The organism is Pseudomonas sp. PA-6-3C, assembly GCF_021605825.1.
GTDB classification, from domain to species: Bacteria; Pseudomonadota; Gammaproteobacteria; order Pseudomonadales; family Pseudomonadaceae; genus Aquipseudomonas; species Aquipseudomonas edaphica.
The window spans coordinates 20,368-45,174 of the sequence record NZ_WKDV01000035.1 but is presented as its reverse complement, the minus strand read 5'-3'; the positions used below and the strand labels follow the sequence as shown (position 1 = coordinate 45,174).

Below are 24,807 nucleotides of genomic sequence, written 5' to 3'. Positions count from 1 at the left end.
TACACGAACCGGCTTATATAACGCGCCGTTGTGCTTATGAGGAAAAGTTACAACAGCAACGGACTTTGCCGAGTAGGCTTATTGACTATAAACGTCTGCCAAGGTCGGTAAGACGTGGTGGGCCTGCGCCTGCCGGACACACAAAAATCTGTTGGCAGTCTCAAAAAAGGAGAGGTTGGCCATGCTTTCGGAACTAGAGCTACGCAGCATTATTGAAGGAAGTTTCCTGCCCAAGCGGTGTGAATGTACCAAAGCCGAAGACGCCTCGTTGACGATCAAGGTGTATGACGACCGCGACCGTGACCGGGTGGATTTGGAAGTCAAAGGTATCAACGCGGAAAAACTCGACAGCAGTCGAGCCATTTGCAACCTGATCAGCGGGTTGCGCGAAGACCTCAAGCACACTCAAGCGCCTGCTCAGCAAAGAGTGGCGGGGCGCGGCTACTAGTCAGCCAAGTGTTTGAGAGTGATTCACCGACGACCTGTGGGCCTGGTAAACGCCAGGCCCAATGCGGTGTGTTTCAATTCTGAAAATCGCAGGCTTCGGACATTTTTCGGTAGCCCACATCTTCGATCTTCCCGGCTTTGTCCACGAACTTGATATCGGCGTTGATCACCTTGCACACGTCGGTGTCTTCCTCGTGCATGGCGATCACTTTGTCGACGTTCAAGGGCATGCCGTATTGATACTGCACAGGCTTGGCGGCGGTGTCGGCCTGGGCCATCCCCGACACTGCGGCAAGGGCCAAGGTGGCGGTGAATAACAAGGTACGCAGTTTCATGGTGGTGCTCCGCAAGTGAGTTCAATTTCACTCTCGGCTTGCGGGATTAACCATCGATTAATTTTGCCTTGGCTGACAAAACCTTCATGAAACCCAGGCTTCAGCCCAACTGCTGGCGATATGGCAGGTCCGGCCCGGTCTTGCTGCAGGTCAACGCGGCGGCGCGGATCGCGAAGCCCAGCATGCTGTCGATCTGCGCGCGTGTCAGCTGTTGCAGGCCGTCAATGGAATCCAACTGCTGCTCGGTCAACCAGGCGATCAACGCGGCCTGGAAGGTGTCGCCGGCGCCCACCGTATCGGCCATCACCACCTTGACCGCAGGTTGCGACCAACTGCCGTGCTGGCGGCTGAACACGCTGGCGCCATCGCCGCCACGGGTGAGGAACACCAATTGGCAACGGTGCTGCAACCAGCCTTGCAGCACGCTCTCGGGTGACTGGTCGGGGTAGAGCAGGTGCAGGTCTTCATCGCTGACTTTAATCAGGTCGGCATGCTTGACCAACTCGGCCACGCGCTCACGCCACAGCTGGATATCCGGTTGCGGGTTGAGCCGCACATTGGGGTCCAGGCTGATCAGGCGCTTGCCGCTTTCGCGCTTGACCAGGCTCAGCAGGGTGTCGCCGATCGGCTGCACCACCAGCGAAAACGAGCCGATATGCACGCCACGAATCTCATCGCCCAAGGTCGGCAGATGCTCAAGCGTCAATTGCCGATCGGCGCAGCCTTCGCCGCGAAAGCTGTATTGCGGTGAGCCGTTGGCGCCCACGGCAACCATCGCCAGGGTGGTTGGCGCGGCAAACTCAAGCAGAAACCGCTGGCTGACGCCTTCGTCCTTGAGCACTTGCACCAAGCGCTGGCCGAGGAAGTCGTTGGACACGCCACCCAACAGCGCGGACTCAATGCCCAGGCGGCGCAAACCCACGGCCACGTTGAACGGCGAACCACCGGCAATGGCTTTGTAATTGACCCTGGAAGCCTGCCCGCTGGCATCCTCCTCGCTGAAAAAATCGAACAGCGCTTCGCCACACACCAGATACATAGTCGTTCGCTCTTAAAGGGTTGCCACGAGTTGCTGATAGCGCTCGTAAGCCTGTTGATAGGCACTGACATTGGCCGCCACCGGCAGCGTGCGGCTGCTTGGGTCGACACTCACACATTTGTCGCACAGGCTGGCCAGGGTGTCGCCGGACTGGCTCCACGCCGCCTGGATCGCCGCGCCCAGGGCAGCGGCTTCGCTTTGTTCGGTACACACCACTTCGGTGTTCATGATATCGGCGACCATCTGCCGCCACACCGGGCTTTTCGAGCCGCCGCCGATCAGGCGGATGCTATGGCTTTGCAGGCCGGTCTGGCGCAGCAGGTCGAGGCCGTAGCGCAGGCCGAAGGTGGTGCCCTCGACCACCGCGCGACACAGGTTGGCGCGGGTCAGGTTGGTCATGGTCAGCCCGTGGAGGCTGCCGGTGGCGTGGGGCAGGGCGGGCACGCGTTCGCCATTGAGGAACGGCAGCATGCTCACGCCATCGGCGCCAATCGGCGCTTGCGCAACCAGGCTGTTGAAGGTCGCAAGGTCAAGCTCGAACAGCTCGCGAATCACCCCGGTGGCGTTGGTCAGGTTCATGGTGCAGATCAACGGCAGCCAGCCGCCGCTGGACGAACAGAAGGTCGCGACCGAGGCTTGCGGGCTGACATTCGGCTGGTCGGCAAATGCGTAGACGGTGCCGGACGAACCCAGGCTCATGGTGATCACGCCGGGGGCGATATTGCCGGTGCCGATGGCGCCCATCATGTTGTCGCCGCCGCCGCTGGACACCTTGGCATTGGGGTTGATCCCCAGGCGTTCGGCGATGGCCGGCAAGATGCTGCCGACAGCTTGATCCGCCGCAATCAACGCGGGCAGGGCTTTTTCCAGGTGCCCGCTCGGGTCGATGTGCGTAAGCAGCGCCACGTCCCACTCGCGGCTGCGCACGTTGAAGTAGCCGGTGCCCGACGCATCGCCGTATTCCGCCACGGCGCGGCCGGTGAGCCAGTAGTTGAGGTAGTCGTGGGGCAGCAGGATATGCGCGATGCGTGCGAACACGTCCGGGTGTTGTTCGCGGGTCCACAGCAGTTTCGACACGGTATAGCCCGGCGCAATCGCCACGCCGAGGCGTTCCAGCGAGCCGCTTTCGCCGCCCAGGTACGCCAGCAGGCGGTCGTTCTCCGGGGCGGTTTCGGTGTCGCACCAGAGTTTGGCCGGGCGTAGCACCTCACCGTGCTCGTCCAGTAGCACCAGCCCGTGCTGCTGGCCGGAGACGCCGATGCCGAGAATGTCCTGGCCGTCCACGCCAGCCTGTTGCAGGGCGCGGTGAGTGGCTTCGGTAAAGGCATCCAGCCATTCCTGGGTGTGCTGTTCGCGACGGCCATTGGCACCGCTGATCAGCGTATGCGCGGCGGCGCCCAGGCCCAGGACCTTGCCGCTGGACGCGTCGAGGACGATGGCTTTGGTGCCCTGGGTGCCGCAATCGATGCCGAGGTACAGGTTTTGCTGGGTCATGAAGGAGTGCTCAGCAGTATTATTCTTGGATTGATAGCCCGATTAAATGTGGACGCTGGTCTGTGTGGGAGCTGGCTTGCCTGCGATGCCAGCACCTCGGTCTATCAGTCAAACCCAGGTGATGCTATCGCAGGCAAGCCAGCTCCCACACAAGCCAGCTCCCACATTTTTAATCGGGTGTTTTCAGCAGTTGCTGCAGTGTTGCGGTGACGCCGTTGTCGCGCAAGCTGACAAAGCACCGCTCAAACGCTGCCACAAACTCAGCCGAGTTGGGAATAGCCTTGCCAAAAATCTCTTCCACACCCAGCAGGCGTTGGCTGATCAGCGCATCGTCACTCACCAGCCCTTGGCAGAACTCGGCGCGTGGGTCGGGGATCTTGTAAGTCACGCCGTTTTCATCAACGCCTTTGAGGTACAACGCCCAGGCGGCGACAACCAACGCCGCGCGCTCAGTCTCACGCCCATCGGCAATCAAGCGATTGATGGTCGGTACGGTGAACTTGGGAAACTTCGACGAGCCATCGGAACATACACGCTCCAACTGGTCGGCAATCGCCTGGTTGGAAAAACGATCCACCAGCGTCTGCTTGTACTGGGTCAAATCGATGCCCGGCACCGGCGCCAGGTTTGGCGTGACGTCCAGGTCCATGTAGGCACGCATATAGGCCACAAACACCGGGTCATTCATGGTGTCGTGCACAAACCGATAACCCTTGAGAAAACCCAGGTAGGTAAGGGCCAGGTGGCTGCCATTGAGCAGGCCGATCTTCATCTCTTCGTAAGGCGTGACGTCATCGGTGAACTGCACACCGACGGTTTCCCACGCCGGGCGGCCGTTAACGAATTTGTCTTCCAGCACCCATTGCACGAACGGCTCGCACACCACTGGCCAGGCGTCGTCGATGCCGTGCTCATCGTGCAGTTGCAGGCGGTGGGCGGTGCTGGTCATCGGCGTGATGCGGTCGACCATGGCATTCGGGAAGCTCACGTTGGCCTTGATCCAGTCATGCAGCTCGGCGTTGTGCAGGGCGGCAAATGCCAGCAGGGCCTTGCGTGTGACGGCGCCGTTGTGCGGCAGGTTATCGCAGGACATCACGGTAAACGCCGGGGTCCCGGCGGTGCGGCGTTGGGTCAGTGCGGCGCAGATAAACCCGAACACGGTTTTCGGTGCATTAGGGTGCGCCAGGTCGTGCTGGATCTGCGGCAGGTGCGCCATGAACTCGCCGTTACTGTCATCGATGCAGTAGCCGCCTTCGGTGATGGTCAGCGAGACAATCCGAATCTCAGGGCTGGCCAGCTTGTCGATCAGCGCCTGGGCGCCGTCTTCGGCCAGCAGCATGTCGCTGATGGCGCCGATCACGCGCACTTCGGTGTCGTCGGTGTCGCCCAGTTCATACAGGGTGAACAGGTAATCCTGGCCGGCCAGGTCGTCGCGGGCCTTGCGGTCCTCGCTGCGCAGGCCGACGCCGCAGATGCTCCAGTCCAGGCCAACGCCGGTATTCATCAGCGCATCGGTGTAATACGCCTGATGCGCACGGTGGAAACCGCCGACGCCGATATGCGCGATGCCCTGGGAGGTGCTCGCAATGGCGTAGGCCGGAATTTTTACTTGCGGCGCCAATTGGGTGAGGTTCTGTTTATTCAGTTTCATCACAAGTCTCGCGAAATCAGGCGGCAGCGCGCAGTGGACGAGCCACGGCCACGCCATCGGTGTCGAACAGATGGCAGTGCGCCGGGTCCAGGTGCAGGTGCAGGGTTTCGCCGTATTGGCTGGCCATGTCGCCACGAATCCGCATGGTCAGCGGCTCGCCGTTGGCGGTGATGACGTGGCAGAAGGTGTCGCTGCCCAGGCGCTCGCCGACGTCGGCGGTGACGGTCAGGGTGGTTTGCCCAGGCGCGGCAATTTCCAGGTGCTCCGGGCGAATCCCCAGGGTCACCGCGCTGCCCACGCTCAAGCTGGCACCGCTCAATGGCAGGCTGATCAGGGTGCCGGCGTCCAACTGCACGTCGCAGCCCTGGCTTTCAATACGGGTGACTTTGCCCTTGAGGAAGCCCATTTTCGGCGTGCCCAGAAAGCCCGCCACAAACAGGTTGGCCGGCTGGTGGTACAGCTCCAGCGGCGAGCCGACCTGCTCGATACGGCCGCTGTTGAGTACCACCACCTTGTCGGCCAGGGTCATGGCCTCGACCTGGTCGTGGGTCACGTAAATCATGGTGGCTTGCAGCTCTTTATGCAGGCGCGCCAGTTCCAGGCGCATCTGCACGCGCAGGGCGGCGTCGAGGTTGGACAGCGGTTCGTCGAACAGGAAAATCTTTGGGTTACGCACGATCGCACGGCCGATTGCCACGCGCTGACGCTGGCCGCCGGAAAGCTGCTTGGGCTTGCGCTCCAGCAACGGGCCGAGTTCGAGGATGCGCGCCGCTTCGCTGACTTTGCTCTCCACCAGCTTCTTGTCGACGCCGGCCAGGTCCAGGGCAAACGACATGTTCTTGCGCACGCTCATGTGCGGGTACAGCGCGTAGGTCTGGAACACCATGGCCAAGTCACGCTTGGCGGGGGTGACTTCGGTGATATCGCGGCCATCGAGTTCGATGGTGCCTTCGGTGACTTCCTCAAGGCCCGCGATCAAACGCAGTAGGGTGGATTTGCCGCAGCCCGACGGGCCGACGAACACCACAAATTCCTTGTCGTTCACTTCCAGGTCAATGCCCTTGATGATCGAGAAACCTTCGAAGCCTTTTTGCAAATTCTTGATTTTCAGGTTGGCCATGATGGGCCTCCGCTTGGAATTATTATTTAACTGCGCCGAAGGACAAGCCACGCACCAGCTGTTTTTGGCTGATCCAGCCAAAGATCAGGATCGGCGCACAGGCGAGGGTCGAGACGGCGGACAATTTGGCCCAGAACAAACCTTCGGGGCTGGAGTAAGAGGCGATCAGCGCGGTCAACGGCGCGGCATTCGAGGAGGTCAGGTTCAGCGACCAGAACGCCTCGTTCCAGCACAGGATCAGCGACAGCAGCACGGTAGAGGCCAGGCCGCCCTTGGCGATCGGCAGTAGCACGCGGACCATTTCCTGCCACAGGGTGGCGCCGTCCAGGCGCGCGGCTTCGAGGATGTCCTTGGGGATGTCCTTGAAGTAGGTGTACACCATCCACACCACAATCGGCAGGTTGATCAGGGTGTAGATGATGATCAGCGCAATGCGCGTATCCAGCAGGCCAAGGCTCTTGGCCAGCAGGTAGATCGGCATCAATACGCCCACTGGCGGCAGCATTTTGGTGGACAGCATCCACAGCAAGGTGCCCTTGGTGCGTTTGGTTTCATAGAACGCCATGGAGTAGGCGGCCGGCACCGAGATCAGCAGGCACAGGGCGGTGGCGCTGAACGAGATCACCACCGAGTTCCAGGCGTAGGCGAAGTAGTTGCTGCGCTCGTTGATGTGCAGGTAGTTCTCCAGCGTCGGCGTGAAGATGAACTGCGGCGGCGTGGCGAACGCGTCGATTTCGGTCTTGAAGCTGGTCAGCACCATCCAGAAGATCGGGAAGAAAATCAGGATTGCGATGGCCCAGGCCAACGTGCCGAGCAGCAGGCTTTGCAGGCGGCGGGATTGTTGAAGCGTCATGGCGCGGCCCTCAAGGCTTGTCAGTCAGGTTTTTGCCGATCATCCGCACCAGGATGATCGCCGCGATATTGGCGATGACCACGGCAATCAAGCCGCCGGCCGAGGCCATGCCCACGTCGAACTGCACCAGCGCCTGGTTGTAGATCAGGTAGGCGAGGTTGGTCGAGGCGTAGCCGGGCCCACCGTTGGTGGTGGTGAAGATTTCGGCAAACACCGAGAGCAAAAAGATCGTTTCGATCATCACCACCACGGCAATCGGGCGCGCCAGGTGCGGCAGGGTCAGGTGCCAGAAGATCGCGATGGCGCCGGCACCGTCCAGGCGCGCGGCTTCTTTTTGTTCCTGGTCGAGGGACTGCATGGCGGTCATCAGCAGCAGGATGGCGAAGGGCAGCCACTGCCACGACACAATGATGATGATCGACAGCAATGGGTAGTGCGCCAGCCAGTCCACGGGTTCGGCGCCGAACAGCTTCCACACGGCGGCGAGAATCCCCGACACCGGGTGGAAAATCAGGTTCTTCCAGATCAGCGCACCGACGGTGGGCATGATGAAGAACGGCGAAATCAGCATCACCCGCACGATGCCGCGGCCCAGGAACTCACTGGCCTCCAGCAACGCGCTGATCAACACGCCGAACACCACGCTGATCAGCAACACGCTGCCCACCAGTAACAGGGTGTTGGTGGCGCCAGGCAGGAAGCCCGAGTCGGTGATGAAGTAGGTGAAGTTTTCCAACCCCACGAATTGGTTTTCGCCAGGGTAGAGCAGGTTGTAGCGGATCAGCGAAAAGTACAGGGTCATGCCCAGTGGCACGATCATCCACAGCAGCAGCATGGCCACCGAGGGGCTGACAAGGAACCAGCCGGGGTTGGCCAGGCGGTTTTTGGGTGTTGTATTCATTAGGATCAAGACCAGTCGGGGGCATGCAAAACTAGAATCGGAGCGCGCTCAATGTGGGAGCTGGCTTGCCTGCGATGGCATCACATCGGTCTGGCTGACAGACCGAGTCGCCCGCATCGCAGGCAAGCCAGCTCCCACACAAAGCATTTATCGCGGTGATGCTGAGTTATTTGGGATAACCCGCCCGCTTCATCTCACGCTCGGTGGTGGTCTGCGCGGCGGTCAAGGCTTGGTCCACCGTTTGCTGACCGGTCAGCGCGCCCGAGAAGAACTTGCCGACCTGGGTACCAATCGCCTGGAATTCAGGAATGGTCACCAACTGGATACCGATATACGGCACCGGCTTGAGCGTCGGTTTGGTCGGGTCAGCGACTTTCAGCGATTCGAGGGTCACCTTGGCAAACGGTGCGGCTTTGAGGTATTCGTCGCTGTAGGTCGATTTGCGCGTGCCAGGCGGTACGTTGGCGATGCCGTCGGTCTTGGCTACCAGTTCGCCGTATTCCTTGGACGTTGCCCAGGTGGTGAACACCTTGGCGGCATCCTTGGCTTTGGAACTGGTCGGGATGGCCAGGCTCCAGGAGTACAGCCACGAGGTGCCCTTGTCGGTCTTCTCGTGCGGCGCGAAGGTGAAGCCGACACTGTCGGCGACTTTGCTCTGAGACTTGTCGGTGACGAACGAACCGGCCACGCTGGCGTCCACCCAGATCGCGCACTTGCCACTGTTGAACAGCGCGAGGTTCTCGTTGAAACCGTTGCTGGAAGCACCCGGCGGGCCGGATTTCTTCATGTTGTCGACGTAGAAGTTCAACGCGTCCTTCCATTCCGGACCGTTGAATTCCGGTTGCCATTTTTCATCGAACCAGCGCGCGCCGTAGCCGTTGGCCAGGGTGGTGATCAGCGCCATGTTCTCACCCCAGCCGGCTTTGCCACGCAGGCACAGGCCGTATTGCTCTTTGCTCTTGTCGGTGAGTTTGGCGGCGAACTCACCGATCTGAGTCCAGGTCGGGTGCTCGGGCATGCTCAGCCCGGCGCCCTTGAACAGGTCGGTGCGATAGTAGGTGATCGAGCTTTCGGCGTAGAACGGCAGGGCATACAACGAGCCTTTGACCGACAAACCGTCACGCACCGAAGGGAACACGTCGTCGAGGTCATAGGACGCCGGCAGGTCTTTCATCGGCTCCAGCCAACCCTTGGCGCCCCACAGTGCAGCTTCGTACATGCCGATGGTCAACACGTCAAACTGGCCGCCCTGGGTGGCGATGTCGGTGGTCAGGCGTTGGCGCAGTACGTTTTCTTCAAGCACCACCCAGTTCAGCTTGATGTCCGGGTGCTCGGTCTCGAAGGTTTTCGAGAGCTTCTGCATGCGGATCATGTCGCTGTTGTTGACGGTGGCAATGGTCAGGGTTTGCGCGCCAAAGCTGACGGCGCTGAGGGTCATGCAGGTGGTCATGCAGGTGGAGACAAGCAGTGCTTTTGCTGTGAACTTCATCGCGCACTCCATTTCCGTGCCCAGAGGGCTACAGAATGACAGTTATTGTTGTTGTGTCTTCCCACAAGGTGTCAGGAAGAGTGTGCGTTGATTACAGCCTTGAAATGGGCGTGTGACAAATCCTTGGGCACACTTGAGCTGATACTTTTTTGCACTCGGCAATCGATTGCATGAAACCTTTCAGCAACGCCCGGCCTGGTCAGCCGCTGAACCACCAGGGGCTTGAACCGGGTGATTCAACGGCTTGGCATAAGTGGGGACTGGCGCGTTGAGGTCTACTAGGCCGGTGTGGCAGGTGTAAATGTCTTCCACTCATGATCGTGCGGGCGACGTGGGTTCGGGAATTTCTCCAGAATCCAGTACCTGTCTTTCATGACTTCAAATTGAGTGACGGTGCCCACAGGCGCTTTGACGGGCACGTTCAAGCGTTTTGAGAGTTCTTCCGAAAAGCCGGTGCTGCCTGATTTGCAACTGATCATCCTGATATGGGTAGCCCCGGTCTTTTTCAGCATGGGGGCAATCAATTTTGCAAATGCTTCAGGCGAGTGGGACGCTGCGCCTTTCAGATCGCTTTTGAATGTAGCGCCGCCTTTATCACCATGCCCGATGATGTTTAGTCTGATTTCCGTGCTGCCCACTGTCCGGTCCAGAAAGTACTCATACTGACCGTCTTCCGAGGTCGTAAAAGCAATGCTGTTTTTCAGTTTGTCAGCCTCGGGCAACGCCTTGAAGGCTTTATATTCACCCATGTTATGCAGTTCTTTTGAGGTGTCTTGAACCTCTGCAGTGCCCGCAATTGTTCGGGTCTTTGACGGTCCGAAGCGCTTGGGACGGTAGTCGACTGACACCTCTTCATAGATTGGATTTTGAATCGTTCCCCAGTTTACTTTTACTTTTTTACCACTCTTCTTTTCCACATGGTTAAAAATATCAATGTCTCTTAATTGGTTGTTCAGCGCTATCTCTGCCAGTTCTTTCCTGGCGGCTTCAGAAAATTCTGGACGCTGGGTTCTGAGTTTTTCAAGGGCTGTTTTGTATATATCTTCCGGGTCCACGCCTACACCAGATATATACCCTACGTCGACTGTGCCTTCATATCCCTTTACCGGGACGCCAGTGAGCGAGTGCAGTTGTGCCGCCAGAGAGTTGTCACCCCCTTTGGCGGAGTAGCACACCAGCAAGCGAACTTCCGGGTAATCTCGAATATTAATGCCCCGCCCAAAGAGTTCATTATCGAGTTTTTCAGCCGTATAGACTTGTTCACCTTCAGCGACAATCACCGCTGATTGCTCTCCCTCAGGCTTAGCGGCATGACCAATGATGTTCAGCCGCTTCACTTCCTGGCCTTTACGATTGTAAGTGTCTACGTTGGTCTGGATTTCCCCGTCCACAGGTATGATCCTTTCCAGTGGCCCCCCCATCCGAAAGCGCTGTAGGGGCGGGGTGAGCGGTACTGCTTCATCCACCATCACGCTGGCGCCGGTTGCCGGGCTTGTCGACGTAACGGAAGAGGGCTCCGACAATGAGCGTGCCTTGAAGTGGATAAACAACGTTGCCAGGTTGACCAGCAGATCGGTCAGGGCTGCTTGTTTCTTTTGTGCGTCATCGTCGAGCAGGATGCCCAAGTCGCTGATAATGCCTTGAGCCTGCATCATCAAGCCGAGTATGGCGCCGGGGCCGCGCAGCACAGGCAGCACTGAATTGAGCAGCAGGAAACCACCCTCCTTGAGGGATGCCCACCGGCTTTGAGCGTCTGTTGTTGATTGGTGCTCAGCCAGGGTGATCAAGTTCCGGGCATTGGCCTCGTACAGATGCTCCAGCAATTTTCCCTCCTGTAACGTTTGCTGCAGTCGGGTATCGATGGCCAGAGGGTGGGCCTTGTTAAGGGGAACGGACCCCAGGTTCAAACCGAATATCACCAGGTTGGGATGCTTGAAACCGTCGCCGCTGTAGAGTTTTCGAGTGTTTTCATCCGGGAGCCAGGCGAGGATGTCATTTTGCAGCTTGCCTTTGTTCTGTATGGCTTCCAGCAGTGCCTGGCGGGTTGGAAATTGCAGCAGCGGAGCATCGCTGATCAGCGGCCTATACAGAATATGCGGGCCGGTCGTAGTGTCTTTGGGTTCGATCAGATAGGCACCTTCCACCCCATCGGGCTTTCCATTGGCTTGATTATCAAAAGCCAGCGGTCGGATGACGATTTCCTTGCCATCAACGACCCTGGGGCCAAGGCCAGGCTTGAACACTTCCTGGATGTACCTGAAACCTGTTGCGCTGAAACCGGACGCTCCCTTGATGCTCAGTTCCAGGGCTTTGAACTGTAGTTCGAGCGGCACTTGCTGAGCGAAAAGTGATTGGCGCTGCGCTTTTTCGCTGGGGTCGTCGAGCAATTGTTTTTTGAGCAAATCCGTATAGGTTTTGCCAATATCGAGCTCGTCAACTAGCTGCTTGAGCACACCTTCTTTTTCCAGCGTGGGCACTCTGACTTTTATTTCTGCACCGTTCTCATCTTTGAGCCCTGTCTTGAAAAAGACTTCTATCTGGCCATTAGGCAGCCCCGATAAGTTATTGAGGAGCATGTCCGTCAGGCTCATGGTTTGCCGGTCAATGAAGCCGGAGTTCAGCGTTCCATAAGGCACTTTGAAGACCACCTCAAGGTTGGCGGCCGCGTGCGCCGTCAGCTTTTGGTTTTCGGGCAGGCTGTCAAATCGATGCTGCGCAAAACTGCGAATGTCCTCAATGCCGCTGTTGTAGCTGCGGCCTTGGTTAGTTTGGTGAGTGCTTGCCAATCCCAGGCTGAGTTCATGCATGACAAAACGTTCGGCTTCGCCGGCTTTGCTCATCCAGTCGGGCAGAGGGATGGTCTCCTTCGTCGAGTCGTCTGTGCCTGAGGGCGTTGAAGGCGCAGACAAACTGTCGCCCAGGTGCTGATCGATGATGATGTCGGCCTGGGCGCTGAACATATTGCCGGTCAGCCTGTCATTCAGAGCACCCAAGCTGTTGAGTTCATCCCAGCTCTTAAACGGGGTGATTTTCCCGCTGGGCTCCACTAATAGAAGAATGTCGCGATTTATGTTCGCCAAGTAGCGATGAATCACCATCTTTGGCGCTGTACCGACCAGGCTATAGACGGTGGCCCCTGATGAGTTGGGGTCAGTTGGGGCGGGGCGTGTGGCTTCTTCGGGATGTCTTGCGACCATGTCTATGGTCTTGCGCTGCTCATCATCCAGGCCGGGTTGTTTCAGACTGGCCAGTTGCAAGTTGCTTCGCAGGATTCGACTAACCAATGCCCTGTGGCTGCCGGTAAAGGCAGCACCCGCATCAGTGCCTCCAGCGAAGGCCGGCTTATCCCAATATTCACCCATGGCCGTTTCGTAGTAGTGGTTCAGTCGAGCCGGCAATGCATTTATGATACTGCTCAACGCTGACAAATCCAGATCGAGCGGGGTGTCGGCAGAGTTGCCCGTCCGTGCCAGCAGATCAGGACGTGTGTCAAAAGCTCTATCGGTGCCTGTGAAGCGCGGGGCCTCCCCACCCGTCAAGTAGTCGAAGACACGTGCCATTAATTGTGTTCGCTTGAATGCACCAGGGGTGTCCGGATCGGGCGTTTCAATAGAGATCTGGTTGACGTCGACGTCCAGTGCGGGGGCCACCTCCTTTATCCTATCGCTTAGCGCGCGCGCGACCACCGAGTAAACATTGGGCTCACCGGCAAACTGTCGGCGCGCAATGGCGGCCACCGGGTCAGTGGTGGCGGTTGGCGTTTGCGCCGGCGTTGTGGCCGGTTGCGCAGGGTTTGGCGGCGCGAGCTGAGGAATGCCAGCTTGACCCTGCTGGGGAGGAAATTTCCCCGGCTCCCGAACCATCTGAAGTGCGAGGTCCTGCTCTGCTTCGTCCTGCATTTGCCTGGCGTGCCGGTATTCGTGTCGACGGGGGCGTGGTGCGTTGGCGTCAGGAGAAAACACGGAGGGGAACCTCATGTTCTCCTGCAATTGACGGATATCCGCGAGCGTCGCGGCTTTTGTATTGGGAACCTGCACGCCGTAAAAATTACCGACAGCACGCGTAGTGGCGCTGTGTTCGTCTACGTATACAAACGACTTGTTGTCAGGGCTCAGTTTGCGGGCAGCGATCAAAACGTCGACAGTGGCTTGCTCAAAGCCTGTTTCGTAATTGGAAAAGGTCCTGCGCTTGCCGTTAACGGTGCAATCCAGCCAGCCGCTGGGCGTCACTTTCAGGTTTGAAAGATCAATGTGGTTATTTTTTGCAAACGTGGCAAACGGCTCGCTCTTGAGCGTGTGAGTAAGCTGTGCCCAGAGTTGTCCGAACGTGGAGTTGGCGGGAATAGCAGAGACTACCCCGGAGGCGATGGGCTGCTGGCGGCCTGTGCTATTTGAATTGACCTGTTCCATCAAGGCGGTGGCGAATTTTCCGGCCAGGTCGGCGTCCGCCTGGCGTACCAAGGTCTGGGCGGCTTTTTGTACTTCCAGGGAGATTACGTCAGCCGATGTGCTGCGCCGTATCCGCGCTTTATTCGGTTGCCCCTCAACGGGCGCAGGGGATGGGCTTGGGGGGTGGGCAGCAAAGGTCAGGGGTGAGTGCGTCAGGTAACTTCTCATGGGGCATTCCGATTTGGCGACGTTGGGTGAGCAAGCAGTCAGGCTGCGGGCTGGTAGCTTGTTGGTCGCGAGAAGGAATGTGTTCCGCCCCTTGTATTGCGGGATTTAAACGAGACGGGCGGGAGGCGTATCTCAGCAAATGGCCCATTAAGGCCTGCTGCCCTCGAATTGAAGTGCTAAGCGCCTATCGGCGTCAGGTTCTGATCCGTGAGCCGTTGCACCGCCAGACGTCGGTAATGGGACGGCGTCATGCCCTTGAGCTGCTGAAAACGCCGGTTGAAGTTGGAAATATTGTTAAAACCCGACTCAAAGCACACATCCGTCACGGCTTTGTCGCCATCGGCCAGCAGCTCGCAAGATTTGCTGATGCGTAGCCGGTTAACAAACTCTATAAACGTGCGCCCAGTGGCTTGTTTAAACACCCGTGAGAAATACGTCGGCTTCATCCCCAGGTACTGCGCCACTTCCTCCAGCGACAATTCGCGGGCGTAGTGGGCAAAGATATAGTCCACCGCGCGGTTGGTGCGATCAATGCTGTGCTCGTCGGCCACTTGCGGTGTCGTCCCGCCGGACAGCAGTTGGTAATCCTCACAGGCGCTCAACACCTCCAGCAGAATAAAGAAGTGCCCCAGGCGCGCTATACCTTGGGCGTCTTCGATGCGCTGCATCAGGGTCATGGCTTGGGCGATGGTTTTTTTGCAACGGAACTCGATGCCGTACTGCGCCCGTTCCAGCATCGGCGCCAGCGTCTTGAGTTCGGCAAACACGGGGCTGCCCTGTTCAAACAGTTCGTCGGTGAAATTCACCAGCATGTCGCGCTTGGGCACCACCTCGTCTTCCTCCACCTGGCTGATCCAGTTGTGGGGCAGGTTGGGGCCGGTAAGGAATAGGCTTTCGGGGTAGAAGTTACCGATGTAGTCGCCGATAAACACTTTGCCCGAGCTGGCGACGATCAGGTGCAGCTCGTATTCCTTGTGGAAGTGCCAGCGCACCAACGGGCAGGGGAAACCATGCTGGCGATAGATGATGGACAGACCGTTGTGATCGTCCATCAACTCGTAGGAAGGGTCGGTAATGCGCATTGCTCGGGTCATGCTGCCGTCGCTTTATTGTGGTTGCTGCACAGGATAATGCCCCCTTGCGCGCAACCTCGCTAGCGTCATCCTTTATACGCTGCGGTTTTTTGCCTCGATCCACTGCGACATGTACTGGGTACTTTTATGCGCATGGTGACGCAGCATGCTGCCGGTGAAGTTGTCCCGGCGATGGGCGGCGAGGCGGCTGCGGCAGTGTTCCAGGCAAGCCACCAGGGCGGGGCCATGCAGGCTCTGGTCGTAGCGCCGAGCCAGCAATCGGCGGCCGTCTTGCTGGGCCTGTGTCCAACGCTCGCGGTCTTGATACAGCGCTACGGCGGCAGCGGCCAGGGCCTCGGCACTTTGCTCGATGGTACCGGGCCATGGCTGATCGTCGCCCATGGCCTCGGCGCCAATCGGCGTGGTGATGTTTGGCGTGCCGCAGAGCATGGCATCCATCAGTTTGCCCTTGATGCCGGCGCCGAAACGCAGTGGCGCCAGGCAGATACGGGCCGCGGCCATGACCTGCAGCGCATCTTCAGCCCAATTCATCACGTGAAAACCCTGCACCGGGTTGTGCAGGGCGGTGGCCTTGGGGGGCGTGTAGGCACCGTAGATATGCAGCTGTGCGCCCGGCAGTTGCTGGCGGATCAACGGCCACAAACTGCTCTTCATCCACAGCACCGCATCCCAATTGGGCGCGTGGCGGAAATTGCCGATGCTCAGGAAGTGCGCGCGGTCTTCAAACGGCGCAAAGGCTTCAACCGGTGGTTCCAGCATCAATGGGCACCAGTGGAGCAGGGCGGCCGGCACCTTGAATTGTTCGGTGAGCAGGCGGATTTCCACATCGGAAATCATCAGGCTGATATCACAGCGGTAAATGGCGGCGATCTCGCGCTTGGCGAGGTCGGTGTCGGCCATCCACTGGAACGCTTCCTGCAGGGCCGGCTTGAACAGTGCGCTGAAGTCGTCACTGTCGGGGTGAGCCTTGAGGTGGGCCTTGAAACGCTGATGGCGCGCATCGCGCAGGCTTTGCAAATCGGAGGTTTCAAGCACGCGCAGGGCATCGGGGCAGCATTGCTCCACACGCCAGCCGAACTGCTCTTCCATCATAAAACGGTCGAACAACACGATATCCGGGGCTAACGCGCGGATAAAATCGTCGAAGCTGCTGTTGTTGAGCTCGATGGCGCACTCGGCGATGCCCAGGGCAGGCAAGTCGGCCTTGTGTTCACCAATAGTCGCCGGGCTGCTGAAGGTAATGTCCCAACCCTGGTCCAGGAAGCTCTGCAGAATCTGCATCATATGCCCGCCGGCGGCTGAGGAGCGGGGCTCCGGCCAGACATAACCTATGACCAGGACTTTGGTGGCGGGCTGATTCATCTAAAGCAGATCCTTGAAGGGCGGGCAAAAAACGCGCAATTAAACCACACCTGCGGGGCATGACAATTTGTGTCCGGTGGTAGGTAGTCACTGCACTTTGTGGTTAACTTCGGCCTCTCGAATTCGTTTAACCAAAACCCAGCATAAGGATTCCGTTCATGGCTCAAGTCACCCTTCGTGGTAACCCTGTCCAGGTTGAAGGCGAATTGCCGAAAACCGGTTCCACCGCTCCAGAATTCAATCTTGTCGCCGTCGACCTGTCAGAGGCGACCCTGGAAACGTTCGCCGGCAAGCGCAAAGTGCTGAACATCTTCCCAAGCGTCGACACCCCGACCTGTGCCACTTCGGTACGCAAATTCAACGCCCAGGCCAACGACGTGAGCAACACCGTTGTACTGTGCATCTCCTCTGACCTGCCGTTTGCCCAGAAGCGCTTCTGCGGCACCGAAGGCCTGGACAACGTGCTGAGCCTGTCGGACTTTCGCAACGCCGACTTCGCCGTAGACTACGGCGTATCCCTGGCCGATGGCCCGCTGCAAGGCCTGACCGCCCGTGCCGTGGTGATACTGGACGAAAACAACAACGTGCTGCACAGCGAACTGGTGCCTGAAATCGGCCAAGAGCCAAACTACGAAGCAGCCCTGGCTGTTTTGAAGTAACTGTTTCGGCGCATTACTGTCATTTTGCAGTAGCACGCTTGATGCAAGATTGCGGCCTGGCCTAGTCCAGGCCGTTTTTATTTGCGGCTCAAACGCTTAGCGAAATAGCCAACGGACTAAGCTCAGAAGTTAAAAGTTGTAATCCAAGGTAAATAGCCGGTAAAGGCGCTTTTCTTAATGCGCCCCAGTGCTTATCTTTCAGCCTCCCAAAGAAGAAGCTCTCGCGCCCAATGGTTGATCACTCCATGCAATCCTCCCCCCGCAATTCCCGCCGCTGGCTGTTCGGCCTGCTCGTGCTGTTGGTTATCGCCGGCCTGTGCTGGAAATTCTGGCCCGCAGGCCATACAGATGCCAGCGCGCAGAAACCGGCCGGGCATACCGGCAAGACGGGGATGGCGCGCCCAGGTTTCGGGGGTTCCACCGGCCCGATCCCGGTGCGCGTGGCGCCAGCGGTACTGGGCGAGTTCCCGGTGTACTACAAGGCCTTGGGCACGGTGACCGCGCTCAACACCATTAATGTACGCAGCCGGGTGGGCGGTGAGCTGGTCAAGATCGCGTTTGAAGAGGGTCAGATGGTCAAGGCAGGCGACCTGCTCGCGGAGATCGACCCGCGTAGCTACCAGAACGCCTTGCTCCAGGCCCAAGGCACGCTCTTGCAGAACCAGGCCCAACTGAAAAACGCCCAGGTTGACGTGCAACGTTACCGTGACCTGTATGCCCAGGACAGTATCGCCAAACAGACCCTGGACACCGCCGAAGCCCTGGTCATGCAGTACCAAGGCACGGTCAAGACCAACCAGGGCGCGGTAGACGACGCCAAGCTTAACCTCGAATTCACCAAGATCCGCGCGCCGATCAGCGGCCGCGTCGGCCTGCGTCAGGTTGACGTCGGTAACCTGGTGGCGGCCAACGACACCACCTTCCTGGCGGTGATCACCCAGACCCAGCCGATCAGCGTGGTCTTCACGCTGCCGGAAAACACCCTCGATACCGTACTCACCCGTTACCACGCCGGCAACAAGCTGCCCGTTGAAGCCTGGGACCGTGGCGACGTGAAGCAGCAGGCGGTCGGCGTGTTGCAGAGCCTGGACAACCAGATCGACGTGACCACCGGCACACTCAAATTCAAAGGCCGTTTCGATAACAAGGACCAGGCGCTGTTCCCCAACCAGTTCGTTAACGTGCACCTGTTGGCCGACACCTTGCACAACGTGGTGCTGGCGCCGTCCGCGGCGATCCAGTTCGGTAACAGCGGCACCTTCGTCTACAAGCTCGACGGTGACAAAAAGGTCAAGATGCAGCCGTTGGTGGTCGGTGATACCGATGGCGATAACACCGTCATCAAGGAAGGCCTGGTGGCCGGTGACCGCGTGGTCCTGGAAGGCACTGATCGCCTCAAGGACGGCAGCGACATTGAAGTGGTCAACGACAGCAGCGAAGTGCCGACCACGCCGACCGAACACCTGCAAGGCAAGCCTGCGGCGAAAGGGGAGACCGGCGCTAACGCCGGCAAGGCGCAAAAGGTCGGTTCATGAACCTGTCGCGACTGTTTATCCTTCGCCCGGTTGCCACCACGCTGAGCATGCTGGCCATTGTTCTGGCCGGCATTATTTCTTACCGTTTGTTGCCGGTCTCGGCCTTGCCCCAGGTGGACTACCCGACCATCCGGGTGATGACCCTGTACCCCGGCGCCAGCCCGGACGTGATGACCAGCGCAGTGACTGCGCCGCTGGAGCGTCAGTTCGGGCAAATGCCCGGCCTCACACAGATGGCGTCGACCAGTTCGGGCGGCGCCTCGGTGCTGACCCTGCGCTTTAACCTCGACATCAACATGGATGTCGCCGAGCAACAGGTGCAGGCCGCAATCAACGCCGCGACCAACCTGTTGCCCAAGGATTTGCCGGCGCCGCCGGTGTACAACAAGGTCAACCCGGCAGATACCCCGGTGCTGACCCTGGCAATTACCTCCAAGACCATGTTGCTGCCCAAGCTCAACGACTTGGTTGACACGCGTATGGCGCAAAAAATTGCCCAGATCAGCGGCGTCGGCATGGTCAGCATCGCCGGTGGCCAGCGCCAGGCCGTGCGTATCAAGGTCAACCCCGAGGCCCTGGCGGCCAACGGCTTGAACCTGTCGGACGTGCGCACCCTGATCGCCGCCTCCAACGTCAACCAGCCCAAGGGTAACTTTGACGGCCCCACACGGGTATCGATGCTCGATGCCAACGACCAGTTGGTCTCGCCCGAGCAATACGCCGAACTCATATTGGCCTACAACAATGGCGCGCCGCTGCGCCTCAAAGACGTGGCACAGATCGTCGACGGCGCCGAAAACGAGCGCCTCGCTGCCTGGGCCAATGAAAACCAGGCCGTGCTGCTCAACATCCAGCGCCAACCCGGCGCCAACGTGATCGAGGTGGTGGACCGCATCAAGGCGCTGCTGCCGAGCATCACCGATAACCTGCCGGCGGGCCTGGATGTGACGGTGCTTACCGACCGTACCCAGACCATTCGGGCCTCGGTGAAAGACGTACAGCACGAATTGCTGATCGCCATTGCCCTGGTGGTGATGGTGACGTTCCTGTTCCTGCGCCGGGTCAGTGCCACGATCATTCCGTCGATCGCCGTGCCGCTGTCGCTGGTGGGCACCTTTGGCGTGATGTACCTGGCAGGCTTCTCCATCAACAACCTGACGCTGATGGCCCTGACCATCGCCACCGGGTTTGTGGTGGACGATGCCATCGTGATGCTGGAGAACATCTCGCGCTACATCGAGGAAGGCGAGACGCCCATGGCGGCGGCGCTCAAGGGCGCCAAGCAAATCGGGTTCACCCTGATTTCCCTGACCCTGTCGCTGATCGCGGTACTCATTCCGCTGCTGTTCATGGCCGATGTGGTCGGGCGGCTGTTCCGCGAATTTGCCATCACCCTGGCGGTGGCGATCCTGATTTCCCTGGTGGTGTCCCTGACCCTGACGCCGATGATGTGCGCGCGCTTGCTCAAGCGCGAACCCAAGGAAGAAGAACAAGGTCGTTTCTACAAGGCCAGCGGCGCCTGGATCGATTGGTTGATCGAAGCCTACGGGCGCAAATTGCAGTGGGTGCTCAAGCACCAGCCGCTGACCCTGCTGGTGGCCATCGCCACCTTGGGCCTAACCGTGGTGCTGTACCTGGTGGTGCCCAAGGGCTTTTTCCCGGTACAGGATACCGGGGTGATCCAGGGCATATCGGAAGCACCGCAGTCGATTTCGTTTGCCGCCATGAGCCAGCGCCAGCAGGAATTGGCCAAGGTGATCCTGGCCGACCCATCGGTTGAAAGCCTGTCGTCCTATATCGGTGTGGATGGTGATAACGCCACTCTCAATAGCGGCCGTTTGCTGATCAACCTCAAGGCCCACGGCCTGCGCGACGTGAGCGCGGCCCAGGTCATCACGCGCCTGCAACCGCAGATCGACAAGCTGGTGGGCATTCGCCTGTTCATGCAGCCGGTGCAGGACCTGACCATTGAAGACCGCGTGAGCCGCACCCAGTACCAGTTCAGCATGTCCTCGCCGGACGCCGACCTGCTGGCGCTGTGGAGCGACAAGCTGGTGCACGCCTTGCGCCAGTTGCCGGAACTCACCGATGTGGCCAGCGACCTGCAGGACAAGGGCCTGCAAGTGTTCCTGGTGATCGACCGTGACGCCGCCTCGCGGCTGGGCGTGAGTGTGTCAACCATCACCGACGCACTCTATGACGCCTTCGGCCAGCGGCAGATTTCCACCATCTACACCCAGGCCAGCCAGTACCGTGTGGTATTGCAGGCCCAGTCTGGTGAAACCCTGGGGCCTGCAGCGCTCAACCAGATCCATGTGAAAACCACCGACGGCGGCCAGGTGCGGTTGTCGAGCCTGGCGCATGTGGAACAGCGTCAGGCGCAACTGGCAATCGCGCATATCGGCCAGTTTCCGGCGGTGATGATGTCGTTCAACCTGGCCCCTGGCGTCGCGCTGGGCAAAGGCGTGGAGCTGATCAACCAGACCCAGAAGGACATCGGCATGCCGGTGGGCGTGCAGACCCAGTTCCAGGGCGCGGCCCAGGCGTTCGAAGCCTCGCTGTCGAGCACTTTGCTGCTGATCCTGGCGGCGGTGGTGACCATGTACATCGTGCTCGGCGTGTTGTATGAGAGTTACATTCACCCGATCACGATTCTCTCCACGTTGCCATCCGCCGCAGTCGGCGCCTTGCTCGCGTTGCTGCTCAGTGGCAATGACCTGGGCATGATCGCGATCATCGGCATTATCCTGCTGATCGGTATCGTCAAAAAGAACGCGATCATGATGATCGACTTTGCCCTCGACGCCGAACGCAACCAGGGTCTGGACCCGCAAACGGCAATTTATCAGGCGGCGTTGCTGCGTTTTCGGCCGATTTTGATGACCACCCTGGCCGCCTTGTTTGGTGCGGTGCCATTGATGCTGGCCACGGGTTCCGGCGCGGAGTTGCGCCAACCGCTGGGCCTGGTGATGGTCGGCGGCCTGCTGGTGAGCCAGGTGCTGACGCTGTTCACTACGCCGGTGATCTACCTGTATTTCGACCGCCTGGGCCGTCGCTGGCGCAAAGAGCCACAAAGCCTGGAGCCGGCTGAGTCATGAACCTGTCCGGACCTTTCATTCGCCGGCCGGTAGCCACCATGCTGCTGAGCCTGGCGATTATGTTGCTCGGTGGCGTGAGCTTCAACTTGCTGCCGGTGTCGCCGTTGCCGCAGATCGACTTCCCGGTGATCGTGGTGTCGGCCAGTTTGCCCGGCGCCAGCCCCGAGGTCATGGCGTCTACCGTTGCGACGCCGCTGGAACGCTCATTCGGCGCGATTGCCGGCATCACCACCATGAGCAGTTCGTCGAGCCAGGGCTCTACGCGGGTGATTCTGGCATTCGACTCCGACCGTGATATCAACGGTGCGGCGCGGGAAGTGCAGGCGGCCATCAATGCATCGCGCAACCTGCTGCCCAGTGGCATGCGCAGCATGCCGACCTACAAGAAGATCAACCCGTCCCAGGCACCGATCATGGTGTTGTCACTGACCTCCGACGTGTTGCAAAAGGGCGAACTGTACGACCTGGCCTCCACCATTCTTTCGCAAAGCCTGTCCCAGGTGCCGGGGGTAGGCGAAGTGCAGATCGGCGGCAGTTCCCTGCCGGCGGTGCGCATCGAGCTGGAACCCAAGGCCCTGGACCAGTACGGCGTGGCCCTGGACGATGTGCGCAACACCATCGCCAATGCCAACCAGCGGCGGCCCAAGGGTTCCCTGGAAGACAGTGAGCGTAACTGGCAGATCCAGGCCAATGACCAGCTGGAAAAGGCCAAGGACTACGAGCCGCTGCTGATCCGCTACCAGAACGGCGCGGCCTTGCGCCTGGGTGATGTCGCCAAGATCAGCGATGGCGTGGAAGACCGCTACAACAGCGGCTTCTTCAACAATGATTCGGCGGTGCTGCTGGTCATCAACCGCCAGTCCGGCGCCAACATCATCGAGACCGTCCGGCAGATCAAGGCCCAGTTGCCGGCGTTGCAGGCGGTGCTGCCGTCCAGCGTCAAGCTCAACCTGGCCATGGACCGTTCGCCGGTGATCACCGCGACCCTGCATGAAGCCGAGATGACCCTGCTGATTGCCGTGGCCCTGGTGGTGCTGGTGGTGTACCTGTTCCTGGGTAACTTCCGCGCTTCGTTGATCCCGACCCTGGCGGTGCCGGTGTCGCTGGTCGGCACCTTTGCGGTGATGTACCTGTTTGGTTTTTCGTTGAACAATTTTTCGCTGATGGCGTTGATCCTGGCCACCGGCCTGGTGGTGGACGACGCCATCGTGGTGCTGGAAAACATTTCCCGGCATATCGACGACGGCGTGCCGCCGATGAAGGCGGCGTACCTGGGCGCCCAGGAAGTGGGCTTTACCTTGCTGTCGATGAACGTGTCGCTGGTGGCGGTGTTCCTGTCCATCCTGTTTATGGGCGGCATCGTCACCAACCTGTTCCGTGAGTTTTCCATCACCTTGTCGGCGGCGATCATAGTGTCGCTGATCGTCTCGCTGACCTTGACCCCGATGCTCTGCGCGCGCTGGCTCAAACCGCACGTCAAAGGGCACATGACCGGTTTGCAGCGCTGGAGCCAGAAGGTCAACGACCGCATGGTTGCAGCCTACGCCACCGGCCTGGACTGGGTGCTGCGCCATCGCCGCCTGACCCTGCTGAGCCTGTTGATCACCGTGGGCGTGAACATCGCGCTGTACGTGGTGGTGCCGAAAACCTTCATGCCGCAGCAGGACACCGGGCAGTTGATCGGTTTTGTGCGCGGCGATGATGGGCTGTCGTTCAATGTGATGCAGCCAAAAATGGAAACCTTCCGCAAGGCGGTCCTCAAAGACCCGGCGGTGCTCAGTGTGGCCGGCTTTATCGGTGGCAACAATGGCACTAACAATGCGGTGATGCTGGTGCGCCTCAAGCCGATTGCCGAACGCAAGCTCTCGGCCCAGGCAGTGATCGAGCGTCTGCGCAAGGAAGTGCCGCTGGTGCCGGGCGGACGGCTGTTCCTGATGGCCGACCAGGACCTGCAATTTGGTGGCAGCCGTGACCAGACCAGCGCTCAATACTCCTACATCCTGCAAAGCGGCGACCTGGCTGCGTTGCGCTTGTGGTACCCGAAAGTGGTCGCTGCCATGCGCGAGCTACCGGAGCTGACCGCCATCGACGCCCGCGAAGGTCGCGGTGCGGCGCAGGTGACGCTGGTGGTCGACCGCGACCAGGCCAAGCGCCTGGGCATCGACATGAGCATGGTCACCTCGGTGTTGAACAACGCCTACAGTCAGCGGCAGATTTCTACTATCTACGACAGCCTCAACCAGTATCAGGTGGTGATGGAGGTCAACCCGAAATACGCCCAGGACCCGATCACCCTGAACCAGATGCAGGTGATCACCTCCACGGGCGCGCGGGTGCCGTTGTCAACCATTGCCCATTACGAAAACAGCCTGGCCGACGACCGTGTCAGCCATGAAGGCCAGTTCGCCTCGGAAAATATTGCCTTCGACATGTCGCCCGGCGTAACGGTGGAGCAGGGCACGGCCGCTATCGAGCGGGCGATTGCCAAGGTCGGTTTGCCCGAAGACGTGATCGCCAAGATGGCCGGCACCGCCGATGCGTTTGCGGCGACCCAGAAGGGCCAGCCGTTCATGATTCTTGGCGCGCTGGTGGCGGTGTACCTGGTGTTGGGCATTCTGTATGAAAGCTATATTCACCCGCTGACCATCCTGTCGACCTTGCCGTCGGCCGGTGTCGGCGCACTGCTGTCGATCTACCTGCTGGGCGGTGAATTCAGCCTGATATCCCTGCTCGGTCTGTTCCTGCTGATCGGCGTGGTGAAGAAGAATGCGATCCTGATGATCGACCTGGCGCTGCAGCTGGAGCGCCACGATGGCATGAGCCCGTTGGAGTCGATCCGTAGTGCCTGCCTGTTGCGCCTGCGGCCGATTTTGATGACCACGCTCGCCGCGATCCTCGGCGCCTTGCCGTTGCTGCTCGGTTCCGGCGATGGCGCCGAAATGCGCCAGCCGCTGGGCCTGACCATTATCGGTGGGCTGGTGTTCAGCCAGATCCTGACCCTTTACACCACTCCGGTGGTTTACCTTTATCTTGACCGCGCGCGCCATCGCTTCAACGCCTGGCGTGGCGTGCGTACCGATGCTGCCTTGGATACTGCGCTATGACCGATTCAAC

General features: G+C 59.6%; 16 protein-coding genes. 5 read left to right on the top strand and 11 right to left on the bottom strand.

From position 1 onward, the window contains the following. Positions 1-181: 181 nt before the first annotated feature. Positions 182-448 carry a DUF1652 domain-containing protein gene (locus GIW48_RS21490; RefSeq protein ID WP_017135047.1) on the top strand — a complete coding sequence of 89 codons (267 nt, stop codon included), beginning with the start codon at positions 182-184 and terminating at the stop codon, positions 446-448. A 73-nt stretch (positions 449-521) separates the two neighbouring features. Here GIW48_RS21490 and GIW48_RS21485 read toward each other — a convergent pair whose 3' ends face one another. The 11 genes from GIW48_RS21485 to GIW48_RS21435 all read right to left on the bottom strand — a co-directional run bounded on the left by GIW48_RS21485 (position 522) and on the right by GIW48_RS21435 (position 16,401). After that, positions 522-782: a DUF2790 domain-containing protein gene (locus GIW48_RS21485; protein ID WP_099548257.1), complete on the bottom strand. Its 261-nt coding sequence runs from the start codon at positions 780-782 to the stop codon at positions 522-524. Positions 783-882: 100 nt separating this feature from the next. After that, entirely contained in the window at positions 883-1,821 is a 939-nt protein-coding gene (locus GIW48_RS21480) for a carbohydrate kinase family protein (protein ID WP_236462547.1), read from the bottom strand. A gap of 12 nt (positions 1,822-1,833) precedes the next feature. Then, the gene (gene xylB / locus GIW48_RS21475) at positions 1,834-3,315 is read right to left on the bottom strand and encodes a xylulokinase (RefSeq protein WP_236462551.1); all 1,482 of its coding nucleotides are present in this window, start codon (positions 3,313-3,315) and stop codon (positions 1,834-1,836) included. A 169-nt stretch (positions 3,316-3,484) separates the two neighbouring features. Beyond that, positions 3,485-4,966: a mannitol dehydrogenase family protein gene (locus GIW48_RS21470; RefSeq protein ID WP_026013524.1), complete on the bottom strand. Its 1,482-nt coding sequence runs from the start codon at positions 4,964-4,966 to the stop codon at positions 3,485-3,487. 16 nt (positions 4,967-4,982) lie between these two features. Then, positions 4,983-6,086, bottom strand: coding sequence for an ABC transporter ATP-binding protein (locus GIW48_RS21465; RefSeq protein ID WP_138453615.1), 1,104 nt, complete (start codon positions 6,084-6,086; stop codon positions 4,983-4,985). A 22-nt stretch (positions 6,087-6,108) separates the two neighbouring features. Beyond that, positions 6,109-6,939, bottom strand: coding sequence for a carbohydrate ABC transporter permease (locus GIW48_RS21460; RefSeq protein ID WP_056859282.1), 831 nt, complete (start codon positions 6,937-6,939; stop codon positions 6,109-6,111). 10 nt (positions 6,940-6,949) lie between these two features. Then, positions 6,950-7,840: a carbohydrate ABC transporter permease gene (locus tag GIW48_RS21455; protein ID WP_017135054.1), complete on the bottom strand. Its 891-nt coding sequence runs from the start codon at positions 7,838-7,840 to the stop codon at positions 6,950-6,952. A gap of 166 nt (positions 7,841-8,006) precedes the next feature. Then, on the bottom strand, positions 8,007-9,290 hold the full coding sequence (locus GIW48_RS21450) for an ABC transporter substrate-binding protein (protein WP_370589435.1): 1,284 nt from the start codon (positions 9,288-9,290) through the stop codon (positions 8,007-8,009). A gap of 317 nt (positions 9,291-9,607) precedes the next feature. Further along, a complete protein-coding gene (locus tag GIW48_RS21445; protein ID WP_236472902.1) occupies positions 9,608-13,945 on the bottom strand; it encodes a dermonecrotic toxin domain-containing protein in 4,338 nt (1,445 codons plus the stop codon). A 176-nt stretch (positions 13,946-14,121) separates the two neighbouring features. Further along, positions 14,122-15,039 (bottom strand): AraC family transcriptional regulator, encoded by a 918-nt coding sequence (locus tag GIW48_RS21440; RefSeq protein WP_099548264.1) that lies wholly within the window; start codon positions 15,037-15,039, stop codon positions 14,122-14,124. 72 nt (positions 15,040-15,111) lie between these two features. After that, the gene (locus GIW48_RS21435; protein WP_236447121.1) at positions 15,112-16,401 is read right to left on the bottom strand and encodes a glycosyltransferase; all 1,290 of its coding nucleotides are present in this window, start codon (positions 16,399-16,401) and stop codon (positions 15,112-15,114) included. Between the two features lie 158 nt (positions 16,402-16,559). Between GIW48_RS21435 and tpx the strand changes: the two genes are divergently transcribed. The 4 genes from tpx (at position 16,560) to GIW48_RS21415 (ending at position 24,797) form a co-directional block, all read left to right on the top strand. After that, on the top strand, positions 16,560-17,060 hold the full coding sequence (gene tpx / locus GIW48_RS21430) for a thiol peroxidase (RefSeq protein ID WP_236461583.1): 501 nt from the start codon (positions 16,560-16,562) through the stop codon (positions 17,058-17,060). A gap of 230 nt (positions 17,061-17,290) precedes the next feature. Then, positions 17,291-18,595 (top strand): MdtA/MuxA family multidrug efflux RND transporter periplasmic adaptor subunit, encoded by a 1,305-nt coding sequence (locus GIW48_RS21425; RefSeq protein ID WP_138450584.1) that lies wholly within the window; start codon positions 17,291-17,293, stop codon positions 18,593-18,595. Continuing rightward, on the top strand, positions 18,592-21,693 hold the full coding sequence (locus GIW48_RS21420; protein WP_017135060.1) for an MdtB/MuxB family multidrug efflux RND transporter permease subunit: 3,102 nt from the start codon (positions 18,592-18,594) through the stop codon (positions 21,691-21,693). The genes GIW48_RS21425 and GIW48_RS21420 overlap by 4 nt, the downstream gene beginning before the upstream one ends. Continuing rightward, positions 21,690-24,797, top strand: a complete 3,108-nt coding sequence (locus tag GIW48_RS21415; RefSeq protein WP_236461587.1) for an efflux RND transporter permease subunit — start codon at positions 21,690-21,692, stop codon at positions 24,795-24,797. The genes GIW48_RS21420 and GIW48_RS21415 overlap by 4 nt, the downstream gene beginning before the upstream one ends. Positions 24,798-24,807: the final 10 nt, after the last annotated feature.